This is a genomic window from Streptomyces sp. NPDC088794, assembly GCF_044750545.1.
Classification (GTDB): domain Bacteria; phylum Actinomycetota; class Actinomycetes; order Streptomycetales; family Streptomycetaceae; genus Streptomyces.
In genome coordinates this window covers 108,519-122,312 of record NZ_JBIVKB010000015.1, presented here as the reverse complement: position 1 = coordinate 122,312, position 13,794 = coordinate 108,519, and the positions used below count along the sequence as shown (strand labels likewise).

Below are 13,794 nucleotides of genomic sequence, written 5' to 3'. Positions count from 1 at the left end.
TTCGCCCTTTTGAATGCGTGAATCAAACGGCTTACGCTGTGGGCATGTCTGGAGTACCGGAATCACACACGGGTTGGACGTTTCTCACCAACCACGCCCGCGTGCTGGCCGCGATCGCCGAGGATCCCACCACGCGCATCCGCGATATCGCGGCACGCTGCCGGCTCACGGAGCGCGCCGTCCAGAAGATCGTTTCCGATCTGGAGGAGGGCGGCTATCTCACGCACACGCGCCAGGGCCGCTCCAACGCTTATCGGATCGAGGAGGGGACCAACCTGCGCCATCCCGCCGAGGCGGGGCTGACGGTGGCCGAGCTGCTCTCCCTGCTCGCTCAGCACGACGCGGCCAACGACGAGGGGCGGCAGGGCCGACGAGAACTGCAGGACGCGGCGGGCCCACAGGGGCGGACGGCCGAGTCGGACCTCTGACACCGGCGGCGAGGCCGACCTCTCGCGCCCACCGCGAGTCCGTCGTCCGACGGCGCCGGCCCCGCCGAAGCACGTACCGCTCAGACGCTGACCGGATCGGACCCGTTCGCCCGGGTACGAGGCTCCGCAGCTCGAACGAGCCCAAGACCGCCGAGACGCCGTAGAAGGTGCTGAACAGCCCGAAGACGGTGGCCGGCGACACCGCGCCGATGTCCGGGCGGACGAACAGCACGAACGCGAGCACGATCGACACCGCGCCGGTCAGCAGGAACAGGGTCCGCTCGCCGGCCGATTCGCCGCACTGGAAGGCGAGGGCGATCTCCATGGCGCCCGTCGTCACGCCCACGCGGCGATCCGGATCGCGAGCGCGAGCGCCGTGCTGCCGGGCCAGGCCGGCGCGACCACACCGGCCACCAACGAGAGCACGGCGAGCACCAGCCAGTCGACGACCGGCCCCACCCGGTCGCTCGCGAAGGCACGGGCGCCGTCCGTCGCCGCGCCGATGAACGCGTAGACGGCGAAGAGGATGACGCGTTCGCCGTGAACGCCAGAGTCGCGGCCCCTCGCCGCGATCTGTCATACGACCGCAATCGCTACCTCAGCCTTGACCTGCTCACGACCGAAGAGGCCCGGACGGCCGTCGCAGGACGCGTTGCAGTCATGTGACGGATGCGCGGACCATGTCCTGAGGAGAGCATCGGTACCGCCCGGACGAGGAGGACGACTCGAGGAGGGGCGCGAGTGTCGCAGCCTGCGTTGTCGGCATGTCGACGAGGAGCCACGTGATCAAGGTGATCGGAGACGAGGGCATCCAGCCGGCGTCGGACGCCGGCGGAGCGCCGGACGGCTCCCCGACGCCGGTGATCGACGTCCCGCCGCCACGGGCCGTGCGCCGGGCGGCCGATCTGTGGCGGCTGCTGGTGTCCCTGGCCGTCCTCGTGGTGACGGTCCTGCTGGCCGTCGCGACCCGTGACTTCGCCCGCGAGGCCCAGGACGGGCTGCTCACCTCGGTGACCGCGCTGCCTGCCGGCCTGCGGGACGGACTCGTGGGAACGGTGCAGGTCGTCGCCCTGCTCGCGCCGGTCGCCACCCTGGCGGTCTGGTGCGTACGACGACGGATCGCGCCGGTGCTCCGGGTCGTGCCGGCGGCCGCCCTGGGCGCGCTGGCCGCCTGGTCGCTCACCCGCCTGGCGTTGGCGCACAGCAGGCCGGACGCGTGGCCGGAGGTGCTGGTCGGCCGGCGCGGTCTGGTCGGCGCGGGCTGGCCGTCGGCCGTGTACCTGGCGGCCTGCGCGGCGGCGGTCGTGGCCGCGGGACCCTGGCTCGGGGCGCGGCTGCGCCGGACGCTGTGGGGGCTGACCTGCGTGTGTGCCCTGCTGAGCCTCGCCGCCGCGGGGATCGTGCCGCTGGACGCCGGCGCCGCGCTCGCCGTCGGTGGCGCCGCCGGTTCCGCCGTACTGCTGATGATCGGCGCACCGGCCGACCGCCCGCCGGCGCGTGCCGTCGCCGACGCCCTCGTCGCCTCCGGAATCCCGGTCGCCACCCTGCGCGAGCTGCCCGCGGCCGAGCAGCGGCCGGGGGAGGGGACCGCCTACCGCGCCGGGACCACCACCGGTTCCCGGCTGGCGGTACGGGTGCTTGCCGCCGAGGAGCACAACCGCGATCTGTTCCACCGGCTCGCCCGCCGGACCCTCCTGCGCCACCCGTCCGCCGCGACCGTCCAGTCGGCGCTCGGGGCGGCCGAGCACGAACTGCTCATGCTCGTCTTCGCCGCCCGGACCGGCGCCCGGGTCGCCGAACCCGTGATGGCGTATCCGGTGGGTGCGAGCGGCGCGCTCGTGGCGACCGTGGACAAGGGCGCCCGCGCGCTGTCCGCCCTGCCGGTCGAGGACTGGACCGACCCCGTGCTCACCGGGATGTGGACGTCCGTGGCCCGCCTCCAGGAACACCGCCTCGGACATGGGGAGTTGCGCCCCGAGCACGTCCTGGTCGAGGCGGACGGCGGGAGCCGGCTCGACGCGTTCGCACGCGGCCGGCTCAACGCACCGCCCGAACTGCTCGGCACCGACCTCGCCGAACTGCTCGCCACGACCGCGGTACGGATCGGCCCCCGGCGCGCCACCGCGTGCGCGCTGGCCGGTCTGGGACCCGACCTCCTGGCGACCGCGCTGCCCTACCTCCAGCCGCTCGCGCTGATCGGCCCCGCGCGGCGCGAGGTCGCCAAGTACGACGCCGACCGTGCGCGGGCGGAGAGCCGTGCCGACCGTCGGCGCACACTGCGTGCCGGCGGGCGCCCCAGCCTGCTGCGCGATCTCGCCGGCGAGGTCGAGACGGCGGCCGGCACGAAGGCGGTGCCGCTCGCGCATCTGGCGCGGTTCACCTGGAAGAGCGTCCTGGGCCTGGTGGGCGCGTTCCTGATCCTCCACCTCGTCCTGCCGCAGTTGGCCAACTTCCCGGCGGCCGTCGACGCGTTGCGCGACGCGAACTGGTGGTGGCTGCTCGCGGTGCTGCCGGTCACCTTCATCTCGCAGGCGTTCTCGACCTGCCTCCAGTTGGGCACCATCCCGGACCGGCTGCCGTTCGGCCCCACCTACCAGGTGCAGTTCGCCAGTTCGCTCCTCAACCGGATCACGCCGAGCAACGTGGGCGGTATGGCGCTCAACCTGCGCTATCTCCAGAAGACGGGGATCGAGACCGGCGCCGCCACGGCCTCCGTCGGGCTGCAGAGCCTGGCCGGAGCGGTGTCCAACACCGTGGTCGCCGCCGTCTTCTTCGCCTGGGCGGGACGGCACCACGCCGGCGTGCACCTGGCCCTGCCCGACAGCCGCTCTCTGCTGTGGGCCCTCGCCCTGCTGCTCGTCGCCGGGGGACTGCTCGCCTTCACCCCGCGCGGCCGTCGCTTCCTCCAGGAGAAGGTGTGGCCGTTCCTACGGGCGGCCGGTTCGACCGTGGCCGGGATCGCGACCGAACCGGCCAAGGTCGTCGTGGGTGTCGTCGGCGCCCTCGGCCTGCCGCTCGTCCAGGTCGTCGGCCTGGCCATGAGCGTCCACGCGCTCGGCGGCGACCTGCCCTTCCTCCAGATCGGCGCCGTCTACATGGCGGCCCGGCTGATCGCCAACGCGGCTCCCGTACCCGGCGGTCTGGGCGCGCTGGAGGCCGGACTCATCGCCGGCCTGACGGCACTCGGCGTACCGGCCGGGGCGGCCACCTCGGCCGTACTCGTCTACCGGCTGCTCACGTTCTGGCTGAACGTCCCGCTGGGCGCGGTGGCGCTGAGCGTCGTGCAACGGCGGGGGTACGTCTGAGCCGCGCGGTCGGCGACTCGCTGGGGTGGGGGTGTGGTGCGGTGCGAGGTGCGGTCACATGACTCAAGCCGTACCGCAGAGGTTCCCTTACGATCTTGCTCAGAAGGCATCGGGCGTACTCATCAGATGCACTCATCGGGCGTACTCGAAGACTGGGGCGGTGCGTGGACGAGCCCGGACTCCTCGGTCGCGACGAGCAGTTGAGGGTCCTGCGGGAGGCGCTGGGCAGGCTGCCCGAGGCGGGTGGCGCCCTGGTGATGCAGGGCGGCCCGGGCGTCGGCAAGACCGCGGTGCTGCGGGCCACGGCTGACCACGCGCGGACGGCGGGACGGCGGATCCTGGAGGCCGCGGGGTGCGGGGACGACACCCCTTTCAGCGGTCTGCGCGAGTTGCTGAGACCCTTGCCCGCCGCCGTGGACAAGCTCCCCGCCGGACAGAACGCAACCCTGCGCTCGGCTCTTGTCGAGGTCGACTCCGAGCCGCCACCGGAGACCTTGAAGGTGGCCCTGGCCGCGTTCCACCTGATCACCACGAGCGGGGCCGAGCTGCCCGTGGTGCTGATCGTCGACGACGTGCGCCGGCTCGACCGGTCGACGCGGGATGTCCTCGCGTTCATCGCGCGCCGGGTGGGCGACAACCCGTTCGTCGTCATCGTGGCGAGCCGGGGCATACGGACCCGGGCTGTCGCGCCCGTCCTGGCCGTGCCGGTGCTGGTCGAACTCCCCACCGCATGGAGTGTGACCGGCCCGCCGGGATCATGGACCCACCTCCCCGTGAGCCCCGCACTGGCGACGGCGTTCGCGGCCGGGCTCGCCGAACTGCCGACGGGGACCCGGGACGCCCTGCTGGTCGCGGCCGTCGATCACGTCGGCGACCTCGCGGAGATCCTCGCGGCCGCGTCCGCCCTGGCCGAGCACACCGTCGCGGTGGACTTCCTCGACTGCGCCGCCGAGGCCTCGCTGATCCGGCTCGACCGGGCGACTGTGCGTTTCCACCACGCGCACGGTGGCAGGTGCGCCGGTCCTCGTGCTCGGCCAGCGCCTGCAACAAGGCGGCGTCGGCCGAGCGTGCTCGCGCCGCACCGTAGATGCCCTCACCGGCCCCTGCTGCCGGGCGAGGAAGACGACAACGCCGCCCACCGCAAGGTGCGTGCCCGGGTGGAGCATGTGATCGGCCGGATGAAGAACTACAAGATCCTCCCCGACTGCCGGCAGCGCGGCGTCGGGCTCCACCACGCCGTCCAAGCCGTCGCCCACTTCCGCTGAGCTAGTCGGCTCCCGCAGTGTGATGATCGAACCCGTGATCAGCATGCGGACTAGACCAGCCGGACGCAGTACGTGGGTCAGGTCCCGAAGTCCTGCGCCTCCTCAGTGTGTTAGACGCCGGCCGCCGTTAGGTCGCCCCTACACCGTAGGCTCCCGGCCCGTCCTGGCTCGGGTCGACAACGGCGTACGGTCTGCGGCGGGCGGGTGCTGCCTGGCATGGGTTCGATCATGGTTGACGGACTTCATGACATCGACTGGGCGTCGATGGAGCACGCATACGGGTCGGCCGAGGAAATACCGGCGATGTTGTGGGCGCTGCGCTCCCCGGACGCACGGGAGCGCAGCAAGGCTCTGGACCACTTCTACAGCGCGGTCCACCACCAGGGCGACGTGTACCCGGTCACGGCAGCCAGTCTTCCGTTCCTGTTGAGCTGGCCGCCGATGGCGACCTGACCCGCGGGCCGGTCCTGGACCGGCGTACCTGCGCCGGCTGCGACCACCACGTCTTCAACCATTTCGAAAAAGATGCGACCGGCTCACCGGCGGCTCGGGCGATGGCCTGCTGGCCTATCGGTTCCTGTCAGCAGCGGTCGGCCGGATCGTGCCGTGTCGCGCCTGGCATGGTCGGGTACGGCTTCGTCAACTGGCCGTGGGGGCGGCTTCCTCTCGACGGACGGCTCCTTTCGGACTGGGTCATGCCGCGGCCTGACACCGCCGCAGGTCTACGACCCGAAAGGTGACCGGGTCAGGGAGAGTCGATGGCCCGTTGCTCCTCGATACTCAGTGGGGGAGCAGTGAGCTGGGGTTTCAGTGGGCCCCGAGCGGCGGCGATGAGAGTGGTGGGCCTGAACAGCCTCTCGGGGCCGGCCTGGAGCGTCATCACATCCGTGAGGTCGCGTGCGATGCGACCGGAGCCGGTGGCCGTGTAGGTGAGCCGGTCGACGAACCTCGCGGCGATCCGCTCGCTCAGGTTAGGACCATGCTCGGTGGCGTTTTCGTAGAAGACGTCTGTGCCGGCAGCGAAGGTCCAGGCGATGGCCACGTGTTGGGCGACAGCCTTCTGTACACGCTTGGTGAGACCGGGAGCGGCCCATCCGTAGCGGTGGATCATCTCTTGCAGCGTCACGGCGCTTTGGGCTGCGACCGACATGCCATGCCCGTACGTCGGGTTGTATGCGGCCAGCGCGTCGCCGAGGACAAGGAGGTTGTCTGGGAGCGCGGTCTTCTCGTAGAAACGCCGGCGGTTGCCCGTCATACGGGTGAGCTGGACCGGCCCGATCGGAGACGCCTTCTTGATCATTTCGCCGACGATCGGGTGCCGCAGGCCGAGAGCGAAGTCGGTGAAGTCGTCGGTGTTGTTGGTGGGTTCACCGCCGCGGGTGCCGGACAGGGTGACGAGCCAGCGTTCGTCCTCGATCGGCAGGATGACTCCGGCCTGTCCGGGACGGTTTCCGCGGGGATCGGCCTGAACGTTGATGATGGGCCAGGACTCGGGCAATCCAGCAGGCGCCTTGTACAGGCGGCTGGCGTAGACGAGTCCACAGTCGACCTCCCGCGAAGCGGGGCCCGGGGCGCCGAGTTGGTTCAGCCAGACCGGGGTCTGCGAGCCCCTGCCGCTGGCGTCCACGACCAGGTCGGCTCGGAGCGAGTCCGTCTTGCCGTCGGCTCTTCGGATGTCGACTCCGGTGACCGCGTCCGCGCTGCCGGTCAGTCCAAGGACGGTGGTCTGTTCCATGACGGTGATGGCTTTCCCGGACCTGCCGAGCACCTCGCCTCGTACCACCCAGTCGAGGAGGTCGCGGTGGCAGGCGATGGCGTAGTGGCTCTCCTGCCAGCGCCGGAACCAGCCCTTGGGGCTGAGGGCGACCATGCCGCTGGTCAGTGGTATCCGGCGCGCGCCTTGTGCCTTGAGCTCTGCGAGGGCACCTGGCAGAAGGGTCCCGATGGCTTCCGCTCCGCCGGACCACAGCACATGTACGTGGTGGGCTTGGGGCAGGCCTTTGCGGTGCTCGGGTCTGTCCGGCAGCAAGTCGCGCTCGATGACGACGACGTCGGCATGTGAGGACAGAACTCGCGCCGCCAGCATGGCGGTGAGGCCCCCGCCGATGACGATGGCGCGGCGGGGGCGGGCGGTGGCGGCCGCGCTGGTGCGCGCGCTCATGAGGTCACGATTCCTTCTGGTGTCGCGTTCGGGCGGACCGTATGCACAGTGGACAGGTCGCGCAGGGCGCGGGAGAGGGAGACGATGTCGCTGCGCAGGTCCGTTCTCACCTGAGCCGGTTTCTCGGGAGCCTGGCCGGCGAGTGCCTTCGGGGTGGCGGCTGCGGCCACGATGGCGGTGGCCTCGGCAAGAAGTTGAGCTTCGGCGGGTGTCTTGCCAAGGGCGAGGTAGTGCTGTGCGGCTTTGTCCCGCCCGTCGCGGTCCAGGTGCGGCTGGAGCTGTCTCAAGGCGTCGCGGATGGTTGTCCGTCGGTGGATCAGGCGAAGGTCCAGAGAGGCGCGGAGTCCCATCGGCACGGGCGAGGCGGCGGACGGCACCTGCTGCAGGGCGCGGGCTAAGGGTTCGAGAGCCCGGTATTCACGGAGGGCCGATGTCCGGTGGGAGATCTGCTCGCCGGCGTGAGGCATGAGGAAGCCGAGAGCGATCAACAGGCCGACGACACCGGCCACGGGGGGTGCCACGTTGGTGCTCAGCCAGTCGAGATTGTGGCCGGTCCATCGCGCGACCACGGCGATCAGTTTGACGGCGTCGTAGACGAGGTTGAGGGCGTAGCCGACGCTGAGCAGCACGACGCCGGCGTGCAGCCAGCCGGTTCCTCGGACGCGGCTTTCCCAGGTCCACAGCAGGGCGGATGTGACCAGGACTGCCACGGTGTGACCGAGCAGGTAGAGCAGGATCATCTCCCGCATCCACGGGGTGGTGGCGTAGTAGGTGTCCAGGTCGCGCAGCCGCTCGACCTGATGGTCTCCGAGCGCGAAGCAAGCCCACAGGGCGACGATCACCGTGCCGTAGCTGCCGTAGACCCACCATGTCGTTCGCCGGACGCTGGTAGGGGTCCCGCCGCGCCACTTCACGATCAGCAACAGGCAAGAGGCGCAGAACCCCGTGATGAGGCTGTAGACGAACGGGGCTGCGAAGTTGGGGATGCCTGTGACGTCGTTGAGCCATGCGAGGGTGGATGGTGCCGCGAAGAAGAATACGGCGCACGCGGCCAGCAGCAGGCCGGCGACCTGTCGCGCGAGGGGGTTGCGTCCGCCCCGCAGGAAGGCTGGGAGCTTGTAGGCCAGGCCGACGCCCAGGACAGCGGCGATCACCCAGAAGGAGTTGGTCATTGTCACGTCGTCAGCCCTGCAGTCCGCGGTAGCCGAGTGAGGCGCTGATGCGTCGTGCTACGTCGTCAAGGTCCTGGAGTGTGTCCGGACCGGCCAGCCAGGCTTTCATTCGGGAGCCCATCAGCAGTCCGAATCCTTCGGCGGACAGTTCGTCCTCCGTGTGGGAGTGGGTTCGTGTGGCCACTCGGCGCGCCAGTTCCCAGTCGACTTCCTCGGTCAGTGCCGCCCGTGCGGCTACAGCTGTTCCGTCGAGGTCGTGGCCGCAGTGTCCTGCGCTCATATGCCAGAACTCGTGACCGAGAACGACAAGCTGGTGATCGGGATCCAGCTTCTCTTCGATGACGATGACGTCCTGGTCCTCGAGGTCCAGCCACAGACCGGTAGTGGTGTTGGCCAACTCCTCGGGGAAGCCCCGCAAGATCAGCAGGACCGGTCGGCCGCGGCGTTTACTCATCGCCTGGCAGAGCGTCTCGAAGATGATCTTCGGCTGAGCCGGGACAGCGATCGCCTGGGTGACGGCGTTGGTCAGCTCGGTTATGAGCCGCCTTTGCAGTTTCTCGACCGACTTCCTCACTCGCCGGCCTCCGGGTCCGCCAGATGGTGATCGACTACGCGCTTGACGTGATCAATATCGGTGGAAAGGGATGCAACCATCCTGGCAAGTGACTCCAAGTCCGGCTTGCTCATGAGCGGGCTCCGTCCGGACATGTGCACGACGCCCATTTCCCTGAGGGTCTTGGCCGGATCGACGTGCACCTCCAGGTCGAAGAGGACGCTCTGCAACTCCCGGTTCAAGGCGTCGTCCGGCGCGTCGGTGAGGAACGTCGGGGCCACGCCGTAGTACTTGGTCAGGCGGGACCCTGTCACCAGACTCGGCTTTGCTTTGCCTTCCGCCAGCTTCCTCGTCCAGGTTGTGGTCTGCGCGAGGGCAGCTGCGATGTCCCGGATGTCCCGGGGACCTCCGTCGGGTCCGGTGTGCCTCTCGTACAGGAAGCGCACGCGCTGCCGGACCATGTCGTCCGAGTCTTCCTCCTCAAGGGTGCCGCCGGCCAGGAGTAGTTCCACCTCGGACTCGTTCAGGCCGGTGGCGAGGGAAAGTCTTCGGAAGTTCAGAGCTTCCTGCCGCCGGCGACCGCTCCTGGCGATCAGTTCGTCAATGCGGGCGAGAGTCTCCCGCAACGAAGCGTTCGGCTCACTCACAGGCATTCCTTCCTTGAGGACACGTGAGTGTGGGCGGCGTAAACAGGTGGTGCCTCAGAGGCGTCCGCAACCCAAGAAACGGGTCGCGCAGCCTCCTTCTCTGCGGCTTGCGGCCCGGAGGCGGGTGGTCGGGAGCTGCCGTACTTCCGCACCCTGGCCGCGCACGGGCTTCGCGGATCGCGACGCCAAGGCGTGACCGACCATCAGGACACGCCCTAGCTGGGCTGTTGGGCTCGAGGAACGAGGCGGACACGCCTCGGATCTCCGACGCCGGATGGCGCCGAGAGGCAGGGTGAAACAGCTCCACAGACTCTGCTCCTGAGGGTCGAGTGACTGCGACCGAACAGTACGGTGCGGGCGGCCCATCTCTCAACGATCGATTCGCTGCAACGAACGTTCGTTGACGTCCTGTTCCGGATCGATGCAGTATCCAGTCTCGAAATCTGACTGTCCAACAACGCCGCTTAGCCGAAACGCGGATGGCGCCGTGGTGTGTTCCGATCCGCGATCCACCCGCGGAGACGGAGCTACATCGCTGCCTCCAACCCCTGTACAGCGTTCACTGCTGCCGACGGAACGGACCCCCACCCGTGTCGATCTCCGACGCCGCACCGCACAACTGGCCCTGGCGTCCTAGGACTTCCCCCTCCGGGACGAGCAGCGGTTCACGCCTCCTGCTGAGTGCCCTGAGGGGCTGCGGACAGCTGCCTGGGGCCTCCGTCCGGGGAGGACGTGTCTATCCGGTGCCCCGCCTTAGCGCCGCCGTGGAGCGGCACGTCACTCACCGCCGCCGCATCGTTGCGTGCGCCCCGGTCGTCACGGGCACGTGAGCGTGTCCTCCCCTGCCAGAGATCAGCAGATGGCACGCCCCCGACGACGATCCACAAATCGAAGGTCACGCGGATGGCTTGCGCTACCTGGGGCGTCTGCCCAGAAATCAGTGCGCTCGTACTGCTGGATATCCGGAGCTGTGACGGCACTGGGCGCGCGGTCCACCGTCCGGGAGTCTGAGCAACGTATCGACGGCCTGCTCGAGTTCCTGAATGAGCACGCAGATAGGACCGGTCAGCGGTGGGGGATCTCTACCTCGCCCGGACGACCTGGACCGTTCGGATACAGCCTGAACTGGCAGGCATCGCACCGTCTCGGAGGATCCAGGTCCCGCGGCGGCGCGAGCAAGTCGTCCATCGGGTCCAGAGACCTGAGGAGTGTGACCGCACGTATGACGTCGTCATTCCTACCCTGATGGACCGTCTTTTCGACGTAAGCGGAGATTCAGGCCATGAGAGAGACCAGAGAGACTCCGTGAGAAAGCGTGCACGTCGCCCAGCTCGTTTCACCATGATCGCCGACTCGGCCATTGATGGCGACAGCCTGGACATGACCCAGCTCGGCCTCCACACCTTCCTCGTGCCATGCAGAGATGGGTACGAGATCGAGATGGACACCCTGGCAGGCCGCCTGAGACTGCTCTCGCATGTGCTGCGCGGGGAGTTGGTGCGCGCCGCCGACGCGGCCGAGGCTTCGACGACCCGTCCCTCACCGGTGACGCCCTGCGCTTCGCCAGGGCTGCCATGCGCGGCGGCGGCGCGGGCAGTGGCAGCGTCACCGTCTTCGACGACTCCCCGGTCGCGACCGCCGGCGCGCCCGACGTGACGGTCCGCGTCGCCGCCACCGTCCTCGGCCCGATCGAGGCCCTGCCGGCCGCCGATCGCGACCTCCTGCTGGATACACCGGACGCATGGTTCGCCTGCGGCGGCTCGACTGAGGAGGCAGTGAAGCGTCTCTACGTCCACCCCAACACCGTGCGGCCGCGCCTGCGCCGCATCGCCGAGCGCACCGGCCGCTCCATCGTCGACCCCGCGGCATCACCGAACTCTCCCTCGCCCTGCTCGCGTTGAGGCAGACGCCGAGGCCCGCGCCGCCGAAGCCGACCGACTCCACGGAGAGGCCGGACAGTTGACCGCGTCGGGCGAGGGGCCGGCTCAGCCTTCGGGAGAGAGGTGGGCTCAGTCGCCGTACGCCCGCAGGTGTTCGAGCAGCAGCCGGTTCAGCGCCTCGGGCGCCTCCTCGGGGATCCAGTGGCTGATGCCCGGGAGGGTCTCGAAGCGGTACGGCCCGCCGACCCACTTCCCGCTCTCCTGCGCCGCCGCCGGCCCGAACGCGATGTCCTCCGGGCTCCAGACGTACAGCGTGGGTACGTCGATGACGCCGATCGCGTTCTCGGGGCGGCCGGACCGGTACCAGTTCAGGGCCGCGGTGAGAGCGCCCGGTTCGGACAGGTGCCGGACGTAGGCGTCGACACTGTCCTGCGGAATCCGGCCGGCGTAGAGGCTCCGCAGCTGCCGAGCGTCGTCGGCGAGCATCCGGTCCTCGGTCGCGGGCGTCTCGCGCCAGTCGCGCATGTAGGTGGACCGCGCGCGCTGGTCCTCGTCGGTGCGCATGGCCTCGGCGAGGGCACCGGGGTGCGGGGTCGAGACGACCGTCAGGGTGCGGAGGCGGTCGGGATGGGCATCGGCGGTCCACCAGGCCACCGCGCCGCCCCAGTCGTGGCCGACCAGGTCGAACGTCGCCCAGCCCAACTCCTCCGTGATCGCGACGACGTCGTCGACCAGGGCGCCGATGCCGTACTCCTCGGGCCGCTCGGGTCGGACCCCGGGGGAGTAGCCACGCTGGTCCGGCGCCACCACACGGTAGCCGTCCGCCGCCAACGCCTCGATCTGGCGCCGCCAAGCCCGTCCCGTCTCGGGAAAACCGTGCAGCAGCAGTACCGGGCGGCCCTCGGGTGGCCCCGCCACGAGGGCGTCGAACACGCCCGCGCGGGTGGGAATGCTCAGCTCGGGCACGTTCCGCTCCTTCATACCGACTGGTCGGTCACCTTGGATGCCAGCCTTCAGTTCGCCCGGCCGGATTGTCAAGACGGACGGTCAGGCCCGGTCGCGCAGCCCCAGCGCCTCCCGCCCCGCGTACCGGGCCTGCGTCCCCAACTCCTCCTCGATCCGCACGAGTTGGTTGTACTTGGCCGTCCGGTCGGAGCGCGAGAGCGAACCCGTCTTGATCTGCCCGCACCCGGTGGCCACCGCGAGGTCGGCGATCGTGGTGTCCTCGGTCTCGCCGGAGCGGTGGGACATGACGACGGTGTAGCCGGCGCGGTGGGCGGTGGCGACGGTGGCGAGCGTCTCGGTGAGGGTGCCGATCTGGTTCACCTTCACCAGCACCGAGTTGGCGATGCCGTCCCGGATCCCGGCGCGCAGCAGCGTCTCGTTGGTGCAGAAGACGTCGTCGCCGGTGAGCTGGCAGCGGTCGCCGAGCCGCGCGGTCAGCGCGCGCCAGCCGTCGTGGTCGTCCTCGGCCATCGGGTCCTCGATGGAGGCGACGGGGTAGCGGTCGACCAACTCGGCCAGGTAGTCGGCGTGTTGGGCGGGTGTGCGCCGGACGCCCTCGCCCGTGTAGTCGTAGACGCCGTCGCGGAAGAACTCCGAGGTGGCCGGGTCCATCACGAGCGTGATGTCCGTGCCGGGCTTGTAGCCGGTCTGCTCGACGGCGCGTACGACGAAGTCGAGGGCCTCGTCCGCGGTGCGCAGATCGGGCGCGAAACCGCCCTCGTCGCCGACGTTCACGCTGTGGCCGGCGGCGAGCAGGTTGCCGCGCAGGGTGTGGAAGACCTCGGAGCCCATCCGGACGGCCTCGGCGAAGGTGGCCGCGCCGATGGGGGCGATCATGAACTCCTGGAAGTCCAGCGGATTGTCGGCGTGGGCACCGCCGTTGACGATGTTCATCATCGGCACCGGCAGGACGCGGGCGTCCACCCCGCCGACATAGCGGTACAGCGGCAGCCGGTGAGCGGCCGCGGCGGCCTTGGCGGTGGCCAGGGAGACCCCGAGCAGGGCGTTCGCGCCGAGCCGCGCCTTGGTGTCCGTACCATCCAGTTCGGTCATGACGCGGTCCACGGTGGCCTGGTCCTCGGCGTCGAGGCCGGTCACGGCGTCCGCGATGCTCTCGTTCACGGCGTCGACGGCGCGCCGAACTCCCTTGCCGTGGAACCTCGTCGGGTCGCCGTCGCGCAGTTCCACCGCTTCCCTGGCTCCGGTGGAGGCGCCCGACGGTACGGCCGCGCGGCCGAGCGAGCCGTCCCTGAGCTCCACGTCCACCTCGACGGTCGGGTTGCCCCGGCTGTCGATGATCTCCCGTGCGACGACCCGGCTGATGGTGGTCACGATGCAACTCCTCACGCTGGGCCCGCGTCTCGGACATCGGCGGGCG

At 69.9% G+C, this 13,794-nt stretch carries 11 protein-coding genes and 3 pseudogenes; 6 read left to right on the top strand and 8 right to left on the bottom strand.

Annotation, left to right across the window (positions count from 1 at the left end):
* Positions 1-44 precede the first annotated feature (44 nt).
* Entirely contained in the window at positions 45-428 is a 384-nt protein-coding gene (locus tag ACIP6U_RS35195; protein ID WP_401726365.1) for a helix-turn-helix transcriptional regulator, read from the top strand.
* 336 nt (positions 429-764) lie between these two features.
* On the opposite strand, the gene ACIP6U_RS35190 is transcribed toward ACIP6U_RS35195, so the two are convergent.
* Together ACIP6U_RS35190 and ACIP6U_RS35185 are read right to left on the bottom strand one after the other, a co-directional pair.
* Positions 765-887 carry a hypothetical protein gene (locus tag ACIP6U_RS35190; protein ID WP_401726363.1) on the bottom strand — a complete coding sequence of 41 codons (123 nt, stop codon included), beginning with the start codon at positions 885-887 and terminating at the stop codon, positions 765-767.
* A pseudogene (locus tag ACIP6U_RS35185) lies at positions 888-932 on the bottom strand (hypothetical protein); the annotation flags it as partial.
* Positions 933-1,210: 278 nt separating this feature from the next.
* On the opposite strand from ACIP6U_RS35185, the gene ACIP6U_RS35180 reads away from it, so the two are divergent.
* From ACIP6U_RS35180 to ACIP6U_RS35165, 4 genes and pseudogenes are all read left to right on the top strand, one after another.
* On the top strand, positions 1,211-3,733 hold the full coding sequence (locus ACIP6U_RS35180) for a flippase-like domain-containing protein (RefSeq protein WP_401726361.1): 2,523 nt from the start codon (positions 1,211-1,213) through the stop codon (positions 3,731-3,733).
* A gap of 164 nt (positions 3,734-3,897) precedes the next feature.
* A pseudogene (locus ACIP6U_RS35175) lies at positions 3,898-4,374 on the top strand (ATP-binding protein); the annotation flags it as partial.
* A 426-nt stretch (positions 4,375-4,800) separates the two neighbouring features.
* Positions 4,801-4,998: pseudogene (locus ACIP6U_RS35170) on the top strand (IS5/IS1182 family transposase); the annotation flags it as partial.
* A gap of 228 nt (positions 4,999-5,226) precedes the next feature.
* Positions 5,227-5,451: a hypothetical protein gene (locus ACIP6U_RS35165; protein ID WP_401726359.1), complete on the top strand. Its 225-nt coding sequence runs from the start codon at positions 5,227-5,229 to the stop codon at positions 5,449-5,451.
* A 292-nt stretch (positions 5,452-5,743) separates the two neighbouring features.
* Here the strand turns inward: ACIP6U_RS35165 and ACIP6U_RS35160 are convergent, their stop codons facing one another.
* Genes ACIP6U_RS35160 through ACIP6U_RS35145 form a run of 4 tightly spaced genes read right to left on the bottom strand, consistent with a single transcriptional unit; the run spans position 5,744 to position 9,531 of the window.
* Complete coding sequence (locus tag ACIP6U_RS35160) at positions 5,744-7,159, bottom strand: FAD-dependent oxidoreductase (protein WP_401726357.1); 1,416 nt, start codon at positions 7,157-7,159, stop codon at positions 5,744-5,746.
* Positions 7,156-8,331 carry an MAB_1171c family putative transporter gene (locus ACIP6U_RS35155; protein ID WP_401726355.1) on the bottom strand — a complete coding sequence of 392 codons (1,176 nt, stop codon included), beginning with the start codon at positions 8,329-8,331 and terminating at the stop codon, positions 7,156-7,158. Before ACIP6U_RS35155 ends, ACIP6U_RS35160 begins: the two co-directional genes overlap by 4 nt.
* Positions 8,332-8,341: 10 nt before the next feature.
* Positions 8,342-8,905: a toxin-antitoxin system, toxin component gene (locus ACIP6U_RS35150; RefSeq protein ID WP_401726353.1), complete on the bottom strand. Its 564-nt coding sequence runs from the start codon at positions 8,903-8,905 to the stop codon at positions 8,342-8,344.
* On the bottom strand, positions 8,902-9,531 hold the full coding sequence (locus ACIP6U_RS35145) for a hypothetical protein (RefSeq protein WP_401726351.1): 630 nt from the start codon (positions 9,529-9,531) through the stop codon (positions 8,902-8,904). Before ACIP6U_RS35145 ends, ACIP6U_RS35150 begins: the two co-directional genes overlap by 4 nt.
* Positions 9,532-11,105: 1,574 nt before the next feature.
* On the opposite strand from ACIP6U_RS35145, the gene ACIP6U_RS35140 reads away from it, so the two are divergent.
* A complete protein-coding gene (locus tag ACIP6U_RS35140) occupies positions 11,106-11,432 on the top strand; it encodes a helix-turn-helix domain-containing protein (RefSeq protein ID WP_401726349.1) in 327 nt (108 codons plus the stop codon).
* A 108-nt stretch (positions 11,433-11,540) separates the two neighbouring features.
* On the opposite strand, the gene ACIP6U_RS35135 is transcribed toward ACIP6U_RS35140, so the two are convergent.
* Positions 11,541-12,368 (bottom strand): alpha/beta fold hydrolase, encoded by an 828-nt coding sequence (locus ACIP6U_RS35135; protein WP_401726745.1) that lies wholly within the window; start codon positions 12,366-12,368, stop codon positions 11,541-11,543.
* Positions 12,369-12,458: 90 nt separating this feature from the next.
* On the bottom strand, positions 12,459-13,748 hold the full coding sequence (gene eno / locus ACIP6U_RS35130; RefSeq protein ID WP_401726347.1) for a phosphopyruvate hydratase: 1,290 nt from the start codon (positions 13,746-13,748) through the stop codon (positions 12,459-12,461).
* Positions 13,749-13,794 lie beyond the last annotated feature (46 nt).

Excerpts from the sequence above, each read along its gene's own strand:
- ACIP6U_RS35195 (WP_401726365.1), top strand. The coding sequence starts at position 45 with ATGTCTGGAGTACCGGAATCACACACGGGTTGGACGTTTCTCACCAAC.
- ACIP6U_RS35165 (WP_401726359.1), top strand. The coding sequence starts at position 5,227 with ATGGTTGACGGACTTCATGACATCGACTGGGCGTCGATGGAGCACGCA.
- ACIP6U_RS35160 (WP_401726357.1), bottom strand. The coding sequence starts at position 7,159 with ATGAGCGCGCGCACCAGCGCGGCCGCCACCGCCCGCCCCCGCCGCGCC.
- ACIP6U_RS35155 (WP_401726355.1), bottom strand. The coding sequence starts at position 8,331 with ATGACCAACTCCTTCTGGGTGATCGCCGCTGTCCTGGGCGTCGGCCTG.
- ACIP6U_RS35140 (WP_401726349.1), top strand. The coding sequence starts at position 11,106 with ATGCGCGGCGGCGGCGCGGGCAGTGGCAGCGTCACCGTCTTCGACGAC.